This window comes from Pseudanabaena yagii GIHE-NHR1 (genome assembly GCF_012863495.1).
In the GTDB taxonomy this organism is placed as follows: Bacteria; Cyanobacteriota; Cyanobacteriia; order Pseudanabaenales; family Pseudanabaenaceae; genus Pseudanabaena; species Pseudanabaena yagii.
Map to the genome: position 1 here is coordinate 933,602 of NZ_JAAVJL010000001.1, position 17,459 is coordinate 951,060.

The following is a 17,459-nucleotide window of genomic DNA, read 5'->3' on the forward strand; positions in this document are numbered from 1 at the left end:
ATAGCTTATAGGGTAAAAACAAATTGAATCCACTGAGTCTTTTGAAAATCCTGTAAATTTAAGTATAAGTAACTATTTCGGATCTGACCAAGGGGCAAATTTAATCTGGAATCCTCTCACTTCCAATCTGAAGTTAGTATAGGATGCTTTTACCAACTCTGGAAACTGAGGTGTTTTGAAGTTAGCATAAGGTAGTTGTTTCTCTAATCTTTGTATTGCTACTTGATTCATTGCTTCATAATCTACAATTTGACCATCCGCAGAGACTTTTAGCTTAAAAATAGCAGGTTCTTCATAATAAATACCTTTATCATTCTTGAGAGCCAAAAAATTGTGGTTTAACTGTAAAATTGCCTGTAGTGCACCTAATTCTGAAGAATTATTAAGATCAGGAACATATTCTTTAAATACTGAACTAATACGAGGTTCAAGTATAAGATTTTTGCAATTTTCATCCTTACAATTTTCTCCAAGATATTTCAAAGTGTTTGGATATGCCATTGCCCAAGGGAGAATATGCTTCACTTTTCCCTCTGGAGAAAGCACAATCTTAAAATCAACGAATTCTATTTTGCCACCTTTAGCCAATTCTGTACTTAATGTATTGATTGTCTTTTTCTCTAGTGCTTGTGTAATGAAAGTTTGAGTATTTCCCAATTCTCGTGACTGGTCATCATAGGCAAAGTATGCTATCAATTCTCCATCTTTGCTCAGTAATAATCTCCAAATGATATCTTGGGTATATTTCTTGTAACCTTTGACATAGTTCTTTTGAATAATCTGAGACCACTGATTGGCTAAATCTAACCAAGTCTCAAAGTCTTGGATAAGAACTATTCTGTTTCCATATTTAGATATGGCTTCTTGTTGGCGATAAAAGTAAACCAATCCCATAAAAGAGCTAATATTGCTAATCTCCGACGCAGAATGCACATCTAAATTCGAGCTTATAAATTTTTTATAATAGTTTTTGAACAAAGTTACATCGGATGGTATGTAGAAATTTACACCCAAACTTAGTCCAAACGTACAGTCGTCAGATAGATCCTTATCATTCATCAAGGGATCGCTTCCATGTACTCTTGAAGAGCCTGATATTCTGCCCAATAAAAAAGCTTGTTGGTAATAACATTTTGTTCTTTTAGATCCCAGAGTAGATGCAATTGTTACGGGATCTTGTTTTGCTGATTGAGATTTTTTTACTTCATCCTCAAGATAAAATAGGTTATCAGCAATTTCATTCAATGAATTTTTTGTCTTCTCGCTTATATTTCCCTCATATTTAAGCTTTGCCATCTCTGCAATAGCTTGATTAATCTGAATATCTGCGGATAACCTATGATCTTTACTAGGATCATCCCATTTGAGACTATAGTTAGTTATTGCTTTATTCGCACGCTCAAGTAAACTCTCAGCTTCGCGAACTACATCTTCATCAATTCCACCTTGCCAATTATTCTTTTGCAACTCTGACATAAGCATCACCCTTGCTTGAGCATTTAGAAATTGGGGAACTCCATAGAAAGATCCTTTTTTGTATACTTTTAAAGCCTCATCAAAGTTACCTAATTTCTCATACAGAAAGCCAATAGCAATTTGTGATTTATAGTCATCCTGTGCAAAGTTTAAAGCTCGTTTATAACTTTGCACCGCTTGTGACCACTCGCCATTTTTTTCATGCTGCTGTGCCTGATCAAAGTAAAAATCCCCAACTTTAGGCAAGTTTTGATGGATGCCGTAGGCTGCTCCCATTAACAATAATGAAGCTCCAAAGGTAGCTTCAGCATGAAGCGAAGCAGGTATTTTCATACTCATCAAAGTACTTTCAACAGCTTTTTTGCCTTTATCAGTAAGCGCACCCCCTGCCACAAAAGCTAAGCCCGCACCCTGTCCGATTGTGCTGAGAGTACCTAAAAAATCAAAACCTTCATTAGAGAAAGCCTTCGCAGTTTGGGTAATAAAAGATGTTGCAACCACCAAACAAACTACTGTACCTACATTCCATACCCAATCAAACTTATCTAACCAAGTCTTGGCTTGAGAATCTTCTATAACTGGGTCAAGATACCACCACCAAGCAGATTCTGGCGGCTGTAAATTCTGGCGCATTTGTTTCAATTCTTTGTCAGTACAAGCAATGTCTGAGCGTTGCTTCAGTTCTAGGTCTAGCTCAGCTAGTTTTACTAATTGCTCATCATCTAGTTGTGCAACTTGGGAAAGCTCATCTTGGAGGCGATCGCGCGATCGCAATACTTGGAGAACTTGCCGATAAGATGACTTGGATTGAGATGGTAAACCTTTAAGAGCCTCCGCATAGTCAGTAAGGAGTTGGGCTAAATTAGACTCGTTATGCTGACTACCAAGGTTTTCCATAATCCAATACTTGCAAAAAACTTACTAGTTAAATTTCTCTATTGATAGGAAAGTGAGCAAACGGCTTAATTTAGTGGCAAGCGATCACATCTCACTTAACGTCAAAATGTCTCATTTATTTTCCGCTGTAATCATTGATTATTCACCAATTCCTTAATAATTTTTTGTTTTTGAGATCGCTAAAACTAAAACCAAAACATCTTCCAAACAATCTAAAAACCATTACTTTAGCGATCGCCTAAATCTTTTTATCATAGATATCGATCGCAATTTGTTGCTGCAATTGCAATACATTCACCACCCGAATCTGTGGAAAATCTTCAGTCAAGTTCGCTGTAGCCGCCGCAAGGGTTTGGATATCCGTATCCGCAGCAGTAATAATCACTATCGGCGCAGGTTGCTGATCGACAAAAACAACGCTGTCGGTAGACTGGTTCCAGCCCCCTGATATAGTAGCAATACGGTGCATTAGGTTCAGCTAGGAAAATTAGGCAATGGCAATTATTATCGCAGGTGAACGCAGTGGTGTGGGGAAAACTACAGTTACCTTGGCGCTACTAGCAGCCCTGAAAGCGCGATCGCAATCCGATCGAGTGCAATCCTTTAAGGTTGGGCCCGATTACATCGACCCGATGTTCCATGCCTATATCACAGGTCTACCCTGCCGCAATCTCGATCCCGTCTTAACCTCTGAAGACTATGTGCGCTCTTGCTTTTCTAAACATTCTCAAAATGCTGCATATTCTCTGATTGAAGGAGTAATGGGACTATTCGATGGTGCGACAGGTAAAGACGACACCGCCAGCACCGCCCACATCGCCAGATTACTTAATGTACCAGTAGTTTTAATTCTCAATTGCGCCAGTACATCACGATCTATTGCCGCGATCGCTCACGGATATCGTACTTTCGATCCGCGTATTCAGATTGCAGGTGTAGTTCTCAATCGCGTCGGTAGCGATCGCCATTTAGAGCTTTTAACTCAAGCCCTAGAGCCTTTAAATCTACCAATTCTCGGCGTTCTCCGTCGTCAAGATAATATTGCTATCCCTGATCGCCATTTAGGACTCATCCCCACTGCTGAAATGTCCGATCTTGATGGGATTATCGAACGATTGGCATATCTAGGCGAAACTTGCTTTGATTGGGAGAAGTTATTACCATTGATGAAAAGCCCTCACCCCCAACCACTCTCCTATGGGGAGAGGAGAGCAACTCTTACTCCCCCTCTCCTGCGGGAGAGGGGGCTGGGGGGTGAGGGCATTCGTATTGCGATCGCCCAAGATCGCGCCTTCAGTTTCTACTATGCCGATAATCTCGATTTATTTCGAGAACTGGGAGCCGAATTAATTCCTTGGAGTCCAATTAGCGATCACACCTTACCAGAAAATATTCAAGGCTTATACTTTGGTGGTGGCTTTCCAGAAGTATTTGCTGCTGAGTTAGCCGAGAATAAAACCGCTAGAGAATCTGTTCACAAGGCAATTATTTCAGGAATACCTACCTATGCCGAATGTGGCGGCTTAATGTACCTATGCGATCGCATTGTCGATTTTGAAGACAAATCTTTTCCGATGGTAAATATTTTTCCGACAGCAGCAAAAATGGGTAAGCGACTAACTTTAGGCTACCGACAGGCGATCGCTTTGCAAGATAGTCCCTTAGTAAATAAAGGCGATCGGGTGTGGGGACATGAGTTCCATCGCTCCTCCCTAGAAGAAATTAGCGATCGCCCCTTATATTCTCTACAGGGCTATGAATCTCATTTACAATATCCTTATGAAGGTTGGCAAAGATATCAAGTTCATGCATCCTATACTCATCTGCACTTTGGTGCTCAAACACATTTATTAAAAAGATTTTTAACGAACTGTCATAGCCAATATAGCTATAGCCAGTAATTAGGATAAGAAAAAACCCAATAGAGAGTTGCGGCGCTTCGCGCCGCAACTCTCTATTGGGTTTTATATGGGCTATAGTTCTAAAAAGAAGAGACAACGCTTTGCGTTGTCTCTTCTTTTAAATTACGTCAGCAAATGTTTTTTCCATCTTCCTGAAGTACCAAATGCCACTCCAAAGTAACAGAAACACCAAAGCCAATGAAAGCAAAAATCCAGGGAGATAAATTGTCGATTGACCTCCTATAATTGCCCAACGGAAACCATCAATTACACCCACCATCGGATTCAAGGAATAGAGTAAACGCCATTGCTCAGGGACAATGCTGCTACTGAAACCCACAGGGGAAATGTAGAGACCAAATTGAATAATAAAAGGAACTACAAACCGAAAATCTCGATATTGTACATTTAAAGCTGCAAGCCATAGTCCTACTCCCATCGAAGCAGCACAGGAAATAAGAATAAAAACTGGCAATGTCAAAATTCGCCAATCAGGGACAAAGTTATACCATGCCATTAATCCTAAGAGAATCATCCCTGAAATCAAAAAATCAACAAAACTAACAATTACGGCACTAGTAGGTACAATCAAACGGGGAAAATATACTTTAGAAATCAGATTCGCGTTCCCAATCAAACTATTACTACATTCACTCAAGGCATTAGCAAAAAATTGCCAAGGTAACATCCCTGCAAATACAAGGATGGGATAGGGAACTCCTTGAGAAGGCAATTTAGCCAGTTGTCCAAATACAATTGTAAAAACAACCATTGTCAAAAATGGTCGCAATAATGCCCAAGCAATACCGATCGCAGTTTGTTTATAACGCACCAGAATATCGCGCCAAGCCAAAAAATAAAATAGCTCTCGATAACGCCACAAATCTTTCCAATATTGCTTTTCTGTCCTTCCAGCCTCAAGAACTAGTTCTTGCTGGGCTGTATTACTCTGTTCGTTCATATGTTTAAAATTCAAATTTAAATATTTGTAATTGATCGAAAAATCGATAAAAGAAGTAATTATCTATAACTGTCCATGCTCTGGATTCTCTGAATTAGAAGAGGAATTTTGCATCTGGTGATATTTCCATAAAGCACCCTTTCTATCAATTAGCTCCTGATATGTACCCTGCTCAACGATCCTGCCTCTCTCCAGCACCACTACTTTATCGGCATTAGCAATTGTTGAAAGACGATGGGCGATCGCAATAACAGTACAGCCTTTAGATAATCGATCAAGCGACTCTTGAATTAGCCTCTCTGTTACCGAATCAAGGGCACTAGTAGCTTCATCCAAAATCAAAATATCTGGTTTACGAAGTAACGCTCGAGCGATCGCAATTCTCTGGCATTGACCACCAGACAAACGCACCCCGCGATCGCCAAGTACTGTATCAAAGCCCTGCGGCATATCCAAAATGAAATCAAGCGCATTAGCTTGACGTGCTGCCTCGACTAAAGTCTGTTCATCAACATGATCCACACCATAGGCAATGTTATAACGCACCGAAGCATTGAAGATGAAAGTATTTTGGCTAACGATTGCCATTCGACTTCGTAAAGAACTGATTTTAATATCTTTTAAATCAACTCCATCAATCAAAATTGTGCCACTAGTAGGATCATATAATCTGGGGACTAAATCAGCCAAAGTCGTTTTCCCAGCCCCTGAACTCCCCACCAGAGCAGTAGTCTGACCACGTTTAATTGATAAATTAATATCATGTAATACAGGCTTATCAGCAGAGTTATAACTAAAGTCAACAGCCAAAAATTCTATCGAATTTTCAAGATGAGTGAACTCTATTTCGCCATCTTTGAGATAAATCTTATCTTCTGTCGTTAAAACTTCTCGAAGTTTTGCCAATGAACCACCATAGCTACCGATTTCTACTCTTAATCCATTGACCTGCTCTACTAGAGGCATCATTCTAAAGAGAATGAACATAAAGGTCAACAATGAAGCAGTTTGTAGCTTGCCACTGACAACAAAAACATGAAAGGCAGTCACAATCACGCAAATCAAAATAGTCGTAGAAATTGCTTCTGCTAATGGACGAATCAAATCGACAGCTTTATTCAATCGAAATAGCGCCTGTTTAACTCTTTCAGATACCCTATAGAAACGGACTCTTTCAAAGTTCTGAGTAGCAGATGTTTGAATTGTTCGCATTGCGCTAATTAATTCAATGCCTGCGGATGTAAAATCGCCACCAGCCTGTGACACAGGAAAACTAGCTTCCCTCACTCGGACAACAAAGCTAGAGATAAATACAGAAAGCATCCCAAAGAGAACAAGCGATGCTAGTGATAGCTGCCAAGATATCAAAAACATGGCAACAATATACACAATCAGGGTGGAACCTCTAATCGCAAAGCCAGAAACAGCTCCAAAACCTCTTTGAATAGTTGCAATCTCATTATTGAGACAGTTGACCAAATCTCCTGATCTAGCTTGAGAATAGTAGCTGAGGCTTAAACTAACTAGTTGCTCAAACATCGACTTCCTCATGCGATCCGCAAAGGATGCATCGGTAAGTTTGGCGTAAACAGGTCCCAAATAAGCAAATAGCGATCGCATCCAAGCCAAGAGAATCACTAAAAATCCAAGGCGAGCAATGCGATCGTTGGTACTCGATTCTGGACTAAATATCCATAACTTGAGCCAGTCAAACCCTAAGTTAATAGCAGTAGTTTCAGGATTGGTGAGAACCTGTAGAAATGAATTTATGACTACGAGAGCAGCGCCTTCAAAAACTGCCCCTAAAAAAGAGAATATAACTGCAAGAACAGCTATATCCCAAAAATATTTGAACTCTCGCAGAAAAATACGGTTTTCTTGCCAAAAGGCAGTAACCTGAATGAGGCTTCGGAAGAACGCGAAGACTTTCTGCATATGATAGATATCGCTCAAGAAATAGTTAAAACTGGCGCAAAAAGCGTAAGTCACTGGTAAATAGACGACGGATATCATCAATTTTATGCAAAACCATAGCGACTCGGTCAACACCAAAGCCCCATGCAAAACCAGTCACTAGTTCTGGATCATAGCCCACAGCTTTAAAGACATTGGGATCGACCATGCCGCAACCACCAAGCTCTAACCAACGACCATTCCACATGACATCTACTTCTGCGGATGGCTCAGTAAAAGGGAAATAGCTAGGACGGAAACGAATCGGGCATTCACCGAGAAGTTCTTCTACAAAGGTTTTGACCGTGCCCTTGAGATCGCCAAAAGTTAATCCTTCTTCGACGGCTAATAGCTCAATTTGATGGAAAATTGGTGAGTGGGTTGCATCAATATCATCTTTACGATACACCCGCCCCGGACAAGCAATTCTCAGTGGTGGTTCATTTTCTTCCATATAACGGATTTGGACAGAAGAAGTCTGCGATCGCAATAATTTACCATCACTCAAATAGAGCGTATCTGCCATGTCACGGGCAGGATGATCCGCAGGCGTATTTAAAGCCTCAAAATTATAATAATCCGTTTCGATTTCAGGTCCTTGAGCAACAGTAAAACCCAATCCCACCAGAATATCGAGCATCCGATCAATGGTGCTTTGGATAGGGTGCATTCTACCTTGATAGGATCGCAAGATCCCAGGCATAGTCACATCAAGGGTTTCTGATTCTAAGCGCTTAGCAATTACTAACTGTTGAATCGCAACTTTGCGTTCTTCGAGTTGGTTTTGCAAGGTTTGCTTTACCTGATTGGCGATCGCACCGACTTGAGGACGCTCTTCGGCTGATAGTTTACCCATCGCGCCCAGAATTTGCGAAAGAGTTCCTTTCTTGCCTAAGTACTCAACCCTTAATTGTTCTAATTCTTCAGGAGTTTGCACATCCCCAACTGATTTTGTCGCTAGTTCTGCCAGAGATTGCAATTGAGATTTTAAGCTCTCTAAGTCCGTTGCCATCAACGTTTCCCGTTTATTTATGAAGAATTTTTGCTCTCCTCACTTTAGCAGAAAACATCCAAACTCTGCCGTTATTATGTAATTCTCATATTGCTACAGTGCAATGCGCTAAATTCAAAAATTTCTCTGTGCTACAAAAACAAAAGATGAGTGGTAGCGCTTTGCGCTACCACTCATCTTTTGTTTAAGCAAGATTAAGATGTATTTATCTCTTGGCACTAGCAAGAAATGCCATTGGATCGATCGCACTACCACCATTCGGACGAATTTCAAAGTGAAGGTGAGGACCAGTACTAAAGCCAGTACTACCCATTGCCGCAATCACTTGACTTTGACCAACGCTCTGACCTTCTTTGACATAGATTTCGCTGAGGTGTCCATAGCGTGTGATTGTGCCATCTGGATGACGAATATCGATCATATTGCCATAACCACCATCATTCCAGCCTGCATAATCTACAACACCTGTAGAAGCTGCCAAAATTGGAGTGCCAATTGGTGCGGCAATGTCAATACCTGCATGGAGTCTACCCCAACGCCAGCCAAAACCAGAACTGATCACACCATCTGCGGGCCAAATAAAGCCAGAAGATAGTCCGTAGTCATTTACATCGGGCAGATAGGCACTAGCAGTTAACTGGGGTAACTGAGGGGTAACTCCCGAACGATCACCGGGGTTAGCGATCGCACTACGACTAGAATCAAAATTGCGATCAGGGTTAGGCGAAGCATTTAAATTTGCTGCGGCAATCTTTGCAGCTTCCAATCGACGCGCTTCCTCTGCCTTGCGTGCAGCCTCTTTAATTTCAGCATCACGTACCTTGGCGTTCAGTTGGTCTACCTCAGTCTCTAAACGCTTAACTTCCAAGGAAGTCATTCTTGACTCAGCATCAGGCAATAAAGCAACTTGGCTAGGTTTGCCGTTAGTAGCCATTGATTGTTCTACTGACTGAGATGCAGGAATCTTAGGTGCGAGGCTTGCTGCTAATCTTGCAGGAATCTGCACGTTTGGCTCAGATGCAGGTTGTGAAACTACACCAGCAGGCTGAGACGTAGAATTAGCATTTTGCTCGATCGCTCGATTAGCAGGCACGCTCGGTGCGGTCAATACTGCAACGGGTGCTGATTTTACAGTTGGCTCAGATGCAGGTTGACTGGTTGCTTCGATCGGCGCATTACGAACAGCAACTCGTTGCTCAGATACCAGAGCAGCAGGAATCTGAGGAATTGACAAAGCTGTAGCAATCTTTGCCGAAAACTGAACTTTAGGCTCAGCTACGGGCTGAGAAGAATTAGCCTCAACTGGTGCTGAACGATTTACACTGTATTGCTCAGTGGCAATCGATGCAGGGATAGAGGGAGCTGAGATAGATCTCGCTGGCACATTGAGAGCAGTTGTTGATGTTGCCAAATTTTTCTTAGCATTGCCACCAAGTTCACCAAATAACTGATCTGGAGCAAATGGGAACAGAGAAACAGCAACTTTAAGGGCAGGTTCAGCAGCTACAGGTAAGCTTGGTTGAATAGATGTAGCCTTAGCTGGCAAGTTAGGAGATTGTTCCTGCACAGGAGCATTAGGTAAATTCGCCCCACTACCAGTAAGCTGCATCAAGCCATCCCAAGGGGATATACGATTCGCTGCGGCAACCTTGATACCTGCTGTGTTATTTGCCAAGACCATAGGAGTCGCCGCAGTAACACGTATCTGTGCAACCTCTTTTGGCGCAGCCGCAGAATTTACATTCGCAGTACTGTTGTTAGCCGATAAATCACCTACTGGCGATGGCACATCTTTAAAAGGCTTCTCATTATTTGCAGAAGCAACTGTCTGGACTACAGGTAGGCTGCGATCTTGAGGTAACTTTAGTTCTTGATTTAGCTCTAACCATTGAGGATTTTCTAGCTTATTCGCCTCAATGATGGACTTTTGAGTGATGCCATATCGTCTAGCGATTGTCTCAATAGTGTCCCCATTTTGCACCTTGTAAGCGATGTACTTCGGCTGCTTGGCGATCGCATTATCCGCAACATTAGCCTTAGAGTTGGTGCTAGCAAGAGTAGCAGTAGCTTTTTTACCCTCAAGCTCTTGCAAACGCTGCATTAAACGCTCTTTTTCTGCAAGTAACTGTCTTCTGACATGACCTTCTTTTACTTGCATTAAGGTTGCAACATTACCTGGAATTACCAAAGGTTGATCGATTGCTAAGAAGTCTCCCGAACTTAGCGATGTAAACTTGATAATTTCGTTTTTAGGAACATTGTAGTAACTAGAGATCGCTTCTAGCGTATCTCCTGGTTTTACCTTGTGAACTAACCCATTCACAGGTGGAATCATTAATTTCATACCAGGTTGTAACTCAGTATTCGCACTGATCGCGTTGGAAGCCGCGATCGCTGCCGCGTCAACTTGATAAATCTGAGTTAGTTTCCATAAAGTCTCATCTTCACGCACTTCATGAACAATTACCCCTTGTGTATTGTCCCATGTACCAGAAGCGATCGCTGTGCGTGCCATTTCATATTTGCGATCCTGATTTTGTGCCATCACGTCCGTCAAAGTACGAGACGAAGCAGCGACAGGTGTAGCTTTGAGATTGTTATTCGCTGATTGTTGGCTAACCAATACCCCCACAGTCCCTGCGGATAATGCAAAACCTATTGCTGCAAGCGAACGACGTACCTTCAAAGAGGACATCTTTTCGCCCAATGTCAGGGAAACATTGGTTGTTAGATCCTCGTCTTTGGAAGATATCTTTTTCAAAAAACTGCCTCCTCTAAACTAGCTTCGCTCCTAAAACAAATCAAGTGTGAGAACAAGACGAACTACATAAGCGTGTTTATGCAAATTACATAAATCACTAATTCGATTAAGGAGCAATTACAGATTCTAAGTTACCTTGCTTTTTTCTTTAAAACAAGTTCATGGTGAACAGCAAAAAATCCTTAATCATGTATTTCAATCATTCCCCAACCCTAGTGCACTTTGTGCATATTTTGTCAACAATCGATTCGGTAAAATAATCTCGCAAAATCCATAAAAACTAGACTTAGACTAATATCCCCCTAAAGATAGTTTTTACTCAAAAATTGAGTGCTTAAACGATCAAGATTTTGAGTCTAGCAGGTAGTTTTACTTCATCTACGATCTTAAGGTATCTCTCATTTCCGTAGGTAGCAAGAGGGTACATTACAGTTTTTTATAGAGTCAATCTATTAATTGCTCTTTCTTACGCCGATTTACTCTATTTTTTGCAGAAATACACAATACCCTCTTATGTAATCTTTTTTTAACAATTTACATAAAAAAATTTACGCAATACCTCGATATTGATTTTCCAAGATACCAATAGCTAGAAGCCAATGATGACAACTCTGCCATCGCCTTTGTTTTCTGGTAAATAACGATACAGAATCGTACTAAGTACAGCAATAGCTTAAAATTACTTTAAAAATGCATTAAGAAATGAAACGACACTTATTAAGTTTGCCGCCTTCAGCATAACTAAAGTGCAATAAGTAGCTCTATCCCTTGTTGGACAATACTTTTACTCATTGCATTCACTAAATATAAAAGTGTGATGTGTGGCACTATGAGGCGTAAATCATTAAATTCAGGCATCATTGGCTAAATTAAGGACTTTTTAGGAAAAGAAGATCTATGAGCATTGGATATCTCGCGCTGGTCTTACACGCTCACCTGCCTTACGTCCGTCACCCTGAAAGTGACTATGTACTTGAAGAAGAATGGCTGTATGAGGCAATCACTGAGACTTATATTCCCCTAATTAAGGTTTATGAGGGACTCAGACGAGATGGCATTAATTTCAAAATGACCATGAGTATGACACCACCATTGGTGTCTATGTTGCGCGATCCACTTCTCCAAGAACGTTATGACAAGCACCTTGCGCTACTGCAACAACTAGTTGAGCTAGAGGTCATCCACAATGAACATAACGGTCATGTTAAGTATCTTGCTGAGTACTATGTCAAAGAATTTGCCGAAACTCGCGAAATTTGGGAAAAATATGGCGGCGATCTTGTAACCGCCTTCAAACAATTTCAAGACACCAACAATTTAGAGATCATCACCTGTGGCGCAACTCACGGATACCTGCCACTGATGAAAATGTATCCAGAGGCAGTCTGGGCACAGCTAGAAGTGGCAGTTGAGCATTATACAAATGAATTTGGACGTGCTCCTAATGGGATTTGGCTGCCAGAATGCGCTTACTATAACGGTTTAGAGCGAATGCTTGCCGATGTGGGCTTGCGCTATTTCCTCACTGATGGACATGGTATTTTGTACGGTCAGCCCCGCCCCAGATTTGGAACCTATGCCCCTGTATTCACAGAAACAGGTGTAGCTGCCTTTGCTCGAGACCATGAATCATCGCAGCAAGTATGGTCATCGAAGGTGGGCTATCCTGGCGATCCTGTTTATCGGGAATTTTACAAGGATTTGGGCTGGGAAGCTGATTATGAGTATATTAAGCCGTTTATCATGCCTAATGGTCAACGTAAAAATACGGGTATTAAGTACCACCGTATTACAGGGCGTGACTTTGGTTTAGATGCGAAGCAGCTTTATGATCCTTACTGGGCAAAGGAAAAGGCGGCTGAACATGCGACTAACTTTATGCAGAATCGTCAAAGTCAAGTTAGTTACTTACATAATATGATGGGTCGCCCACCACTTGTAGTATCACCCTATGATGCGGAGTTGTTTGGTCACTGGTGGTATGAAGGTCCTTGGTTTATTGATTTCTTGATTCGTAAGTCCTATTACGATCAAACTACCTATGAAATGACCCATCTTGCTGATTATCTCCGTGGCAATCCTACGCAACAGGTGTCACGTCCTGCCCAATCTAGTTGGGGCTACAAAGGTTTCCATGAATATTGGCTCAATGAGACCAATGCATGGGTATATCAGCATTTGCATAAGGGTGCTGAGCGGATGATTCATCTCTCCTATCGTGAACCTGCGGATGAGTTGGAGTGGCGCGCACTCAATCAAGCCGCTAGAGAGTTACTCTTGGCTCAGTCCTCGGACTGGGCATTCATTATGCGAACTGGCACGATGGTTCCCTATGCTATTAGAAGAACGCGATCGCACTTAATGCGTTTGGAAAAACTATTTGAAGATATTGAGTCAGGCAAGATTGATGCTGGCTGGCTAGAAAAAGTGGAATATATGGACAATATCTTCCCTGACATCAATTACAGAACCTATCGCCCTCTTACAGCAGCTTAATTTTCTAAAAGATAAATGCAGGACAATACCACTTTATCTCTTGTAATTTTTTAGTAAATAACGCAAGTTCGGAATAATTTAAAACGAGCTTTGAGAGAGGGTTTGCTATGCAAACCCTCTCTCAAAGCCCCAAAATAAAAGCCTTGCTAAGCAAGGCTTTTATTTTGGGGCTTTTAAAATTTGCCAGCTTAACCCAAACTGACGTTATCTAGTATGTCTTTTTCTTTACACTTATTTAATAAAACTTTAGTAACATACGCTACTATTTTTATACATATATGTTATGTTAACCATATATTTAAATAATATGTAAAATCTCATAGGATAGTCCAGCCATGAATATCAGCCAAAGAAAGGCAGAAGCCGCCGCCAATCACAAAGCAAATCTATCAGCTTCAATTAAGCGCCGTATGGAAGTCGCTCGTTCTAATAACGACACTAGTTTGTTAAATATTCTTGAGCAAGAAATGAGACAGCTAGGCTTAAATTAAAAAAAGGGCGCTCAGCGCCCTTTTTATTTAGCTGAACTAGCGCTTAACTAGCGCCACCGAAAACTTCTATGTTTTCAAATAAACAGACGGGGGATGCGTGTCCGACACGAATTACTTGATTAGGCTCACCTTTGCCGCAGAATGGGGAACCATAGGCTTCTACAGTAGGTTGATCGCCCACTTTAGCAAGGCTGCTCCAAAATTGATTAGTGATGCCACGATAATTAGGGTTGCGGAGAGTTTTGGTTAATTTGCCATTTTCGATGAGTTTGGCGTATTCGCAGCCAAATTGGAACTTGTTGCGATAGTCATCAATTGACCATGAGCGGTTGGACTCCATATATACGCCATGTTCAATATCAGCAATGATTGATTCAAAGGAATGTTCGCCTGCTTCGAGGTTGATGTTTGCCATGCGATCAATCGCAGGACGATTCCATGAAGTAGCCCTAGCATTTGCCACACCTTGAAGCCCTGATCGCACTTGACTTTCGGAACTACCTAAACCTCGCAATAGTTTTCCCTCTTTAATTAAATATTCCTTAGTGGCGGGAATACCTGCATCATCAAAGGCATAGCTAGCAAATTCCCCAGCCCTAGTAGGGTCAAAGGTGACATTCATCAGCGAGGAGCCATACTGCATTTTGCCAAAATCCTCCAGTTTGACGAAGCTACCACCTGCGTAATTACGTTCGTCACCAAGAATGCGATCGATTTCTAGGGGATGTCCGATGCTTTCATGGATTTGTAGCAACATTTGATCGGGCGCAAGCACTAGGGATGTAGTTTCTGTAGGACATTCGGCGGCAGAAAGTAATTCCACAGCTTGCTCTCCAACTACTTTGGCTCTTTGCAAGATGGCACTGCGATCAAAAACTTCCATGCCGATTTGATTGCATCGGGCGAGTTGTCCATTATCACCACGACGCTGAATGATCGCCCCATCTTGGGCAGTTGCAGCATAGTCGGTAGCAACAACTAAAAACTTTTGATAAATATCCGAACCATTACTACTAATAAATTGGGTCTCTATTTCTGTAATTACGGCATAGGCACTGGTTTTGACAATTTTATCGGAGACCTTTAAGGTGTCGCAGATCTCAATTAGTAATTCATTGAGTTCTTTAGGGGCGATCGCATCGGTTGGCTTGAGAAAAGGTGAGAAATACTGTCCAACTGCCTTGGGTCTTTGATTAATTGTGAAGCGATGTACTGCCCACCTTGCCGCAGTTTTTGCTTGTTGGTAAGCTTTTTGGGCTGTGAGTTGCATATTGGCGAGATCAAGATGATTGGTACTGGCATAGCCAAACTGCCCATTGACTAATACTTCAATCATCACACCATGAGATAAGCTGCGACCATTGGACTGAGGAAGGCGATCGCGCACATAACGAGTAGTGTTAATCTCTTTAACTTCGCGTAAGCCAATCCATTCCGCTTGGGGTAAATCAATATGAGATAGGGCAGTTTTTAAATCAAATTTCCAGTCAGATTTTAAGTCCAATGCAGAATCAGCATTTACATCAAGTTTCATAGGTGGGTAGGATCTCAATATAATTTTGTCATCATAGCCGAATTAAAAAAGAAGAGACGCTATGCGTCTCTTCTTTTTGTTGGATAAGCGGGTGATGGGATTCGAACCCACGACATTCTCCTTGGCAAGGAGATGCTCTACCACTGAGCCACACCCGCATTTGGTGTTGTTTTTGTGCGCTTTTGCGTTTTGCGCTTTATTAATATGCCAAACATTGCAACTAATGTCAACTACTTTTTTGAAAGCTGTTCTAAAAGCCTTATATAACAAGGTTTTCTAGGTTTTTAAAAAATCATAGAGGACATAGACTTAGTTTATTGATATCAGGCATTATTCACATTGCTTTACACGCTTACGAAATTTTCTAAACCCAAAACCAAACCAAAAACTAACTATTGGTACGGGATTGGTACGAATGAAAACTCCAAAAGGCACTATAGCTATAGAAAACAATGATAATCGCATACGGTTAAGATGGTCTTGTGAGTCAAAAAGATATTGCTTAGCTTTAGGATTGCCACACACAAGCGTCAACATGAAAGTAGCTGAGCAAAAGGCTAGACAGATCGAGCTAGATATTTTGTCTGGCAACTTTGACCCCACTCTAAACAAATATAGGATCAAGCAAGTAGCTGTCATTGCAAGTCCTGAAGTTGTAAAACCAAGTCAAGAACTCTTACTTCCTATCTGGGATAAATGGGTTGAGAGCTTGTGTTTACCAACTAGAACGCTTTGTTCTCACTACGCTAGAATTAGGCGCTACATTGAAAAAGCAGATCCTTTGGCTACTGATGCTTCTTGGTATGAAGCGGTTGAGAGTTTATCCCCTAGTATCTGGAACAGTTCTTTGATCTATTTGGTATCTTGTCTCAATTGGGCAATCTCTGAAAAAATCATATCTGACAACCCTTTTTCAAAGTTGAAACGTAGAAAAGTATTAAAGAATCAGGTTAAACCTTTTAATCATGAGGAGGTAAGGGCAATAGTTAACGCTTTTCGCAATAACCTTTATTGTCCAAAGTCTTCAGCGTACAAGCATAGTTTTTATGCTGATTACATTGAGTTTTTATTTTTGACTGGTGTTAGACCTTCAGAAGCTATTGGGCTTCAGCGTCAACATGTAGACTTTACTCGTAATGAGATTGTCATTAGTTCAGTCTTAGCTAGAGGAGATCAAGGACAGACAGCTAGTAAACATCGTGTCAGAAAAGAAACAAAAACAGGATCTATCCGTTTTCTGACAATGACAGCTAGGTTAACTGAAATGCTTGCGATTAGATGTCGCAATCTTAATCCTGAGGATTTAGTTTTTACTTCTCCCAATGGCAATGCAATTGATGACAAGAACTTTACAACGAGACAGTGGAAAGTCGTTTTAGCAGGGCTAGGGATCGAATATCGTAAGCCCTATACAACTAGACACACACTCGCATCAATGGCTTTAGAAGCTAATATGCCTATTACTTCTGTAGCTTATCTTCTGGGGCATTCAGACACAACAATGATTATGCAGACGTATGGTCACGTTATAAATAGACCGTCTTTACCTGACTTTAGTTAAACATTGATAGCAAGGCTCACTAGGTTTAATTCTGGTGAGTCTTTTATGTTATCGATCGCAAAGAAATTTACCGATCGCACTAAACAAACAGCATATAAAATCAATGATCGGTTCTCCCCCTATCATGGTCGGTTCTCACACATTGATAGTAAAGATTAGGATTGCTATTGTTTACTCACTGAAAGGCAGCAAAGTGAAGCCCTAAGAGAAGATAGAGAAAACGCTTCTCATTATCTATAAGACAGGATAGATAGACCTGTCACCTAAGTTGTAGGCAACGCGCTACATGGCTTACTCTAAAGTTGATTAAGCATTTTAGGGATTTTTTAAACAAACAAATATTTTTAAACAAACAAATATCTGTCTGCTCACCAGACACTTGACCATAGAAGAAAAAGTATGGAACTGATGTCACT

The 17,459-nt window shown here is 41.1% G+C and carries 11 protein-coding genes and 1 tRNA gene; 4 read left to right on the top strand and 8 right to left on the bottom strand.

Annotated elements, in window-relative coordinates; translation table 11 throughout:
- Nucleotides 1-72 precede the first annotated feature (72 nt).
- Nucleotides 73-2,250: a tetratricopeptide repeat protein gene (locus tag HC246_RS04440; protein ID WP_169362342.1), complete on the bottom strand. Its 2,178-nt coding sequence runs from the start codon at nucleotides 2,248-2,250 to the stop codon at nucleotides 73-75.
- A gap of 361 nt (nucleotides 2,251-2,611) precedes the next feature.
- Nucleotides 2,612-2,842, bottom strand: coding sequence for a hypothetical protein (locus tag HC246_RS04445; protein ID WP_169362343.1), 231 nt, complete (start codon nucleotides 2,840-2,842; stop codon nucleotides 2,612-2,614).
- Between the two features lie 25 nt (nucleotides 2,843-2,867).
- Between HC246_RS04445 and HC246_RS04450 the strand changes: the two genes are divergently transcribed.
- On the top strand, nucleotides 2,868-4,274 hold the full coding sequence (locus tag HC246_RS04450) for a cobyrinate a,c-diamide synthase (protein ID WP_169362344.1): 1,407 nt from the start codon (nucleotides 2,868-2,870) through the stop codon (nucleotides 4,272-4,274).
- A gap of 118 nt (nucleotides 4,275-4,392) precedes the next feature.
- Here the strand turns inward: HC246_RS04450 and HC246_RS04455 are convergent, their stop codons facing one another.
- The 4 genes from HC246_RS04455 to HC246_RS04470 form a co-directional block, all read right to left on the bottom strand.
- Entirely contained in the window at nucleotides 4,393-5,235 is an 843-nt protein-coding gene (locus tag HC246_RS04455; RefSeq protein ID WP_169362345.1) for an ABC transporter permease, read from the bottom strand.
- Nucleotides 5,236-5,298: 63 nt separating this feature from the next.
- A complete protein-coding gene (gene hepA, locus HC246_RS04460) occupies nucleotides 5,299-7,170 on the bottom strand; it encodes a heterocyst formation ABC transporter subunit HepA (protein ID WP_169362346.1) in 1,872 nt (623 codons plus the stop codon).
- Between the two features lie 25 nt (nucleotides 7,171-7,195).
- Nucleotides 7,196-8,200 (bottom strand): phenylalanine--tRNA ligase subunit alpha, encoded by a 1,005-nt coding sequence (gene pheS, locus HC246_RS04465; protein ID WP_169362347.1) that lies wholly within the window; start codon nucleotides 8,198-8,200, stop codon nucleotides 7,196-7,198.
- Between the two features lie 205 nt (nucleotides 8,201-8,405).
- On the bottom strand, nucleotides 8,406-10,961 hold the full coding sequence (locus HC246_RS04470; RefSeq protein ID WP_169362348.1) for a peptidoglycan DD-metalloendopeptidase family protein: 2,556 nt from the start codon (nucleotides 10,959-10,961) through the stop codon (nucleotides 8,406-8,408).
- Nucleotides 10,962-11,858: 897 nt separating this feature from the next.
- Here HC246_RS04470 and HC246_RS04475 point away from each other — a divergent pair.
- Both HC246_RS04475 and HC246_RS04480 read left to right on the top strand, forming a co-directional pair.
- Entirely contained in the window at nucleotides 11,859-13,457 is a 1,599-nt protein-coding gene (locus HC246_RS04475) for a glycoside hydrolase family 57 protein (RefSeq protein WP_169362349.1), read from the top strand.
- 335 nt (nucleotides 13,458-13,792) lie between these two features.
- Nucleotides 13,793-13,948: a hypothetical protein gene (locus HC246_RS04480; RefSeq protein WP_169362350.1), complete on the top strand. Its 156-nt coding sequence runs from the start codon at nucleotides 13,793-13,795 to the stop codon at nucleotides 13,946-13,948.
- A 43-nt stretch (nucleotides 13,949-13,991) separates the two neighbouring features.
- Here the strand turns inward: HC246_RS04480 and HC246_RS04485 are convergent, their stop codons facing one another.
- Both HC246_RS04485 and HC246_RS04490 read right to left on the bottom strand, forming a co-directional pair.
- Complete coding sequence (locus HC246_RS04485) at nucleotides 13,992-15,482, bottom strand: TldD/PmbA family protein (protein ID WP_169362351.1); 1,491 nt, start codon at nucleotides 15,480-15,482, stop codon at nucleotides 13,992-13,994.
- Nucleotides 15,483-15,568: 86 nt separating this feature from the next.
- Nucleotides 15,569-15,640, bottom strand: a tRNA-Gly gene (locus tag HC246_RS04490).
- Nucleotides 15,641-15,897: 257 nt separating this feature from the next.
- Between HC246_RS04490 and HC246_RS04495 the strand changes: the two genes are divergently transcribed.
- Nucleotides 15,898-17,043, top strand: a complete 1,146-nt coding sequence (locus tag HC246_RS04495) for a site-specific integrase (RefSeq protein ID WP_169362352.1) — start codon at nucleotides 15,898-15,900, stop codon at nucleotides 17,041-17,043.
- The last annotated feature ends 416 nt before the right edge of the window (nucleotides 17,044-17,459 follow it).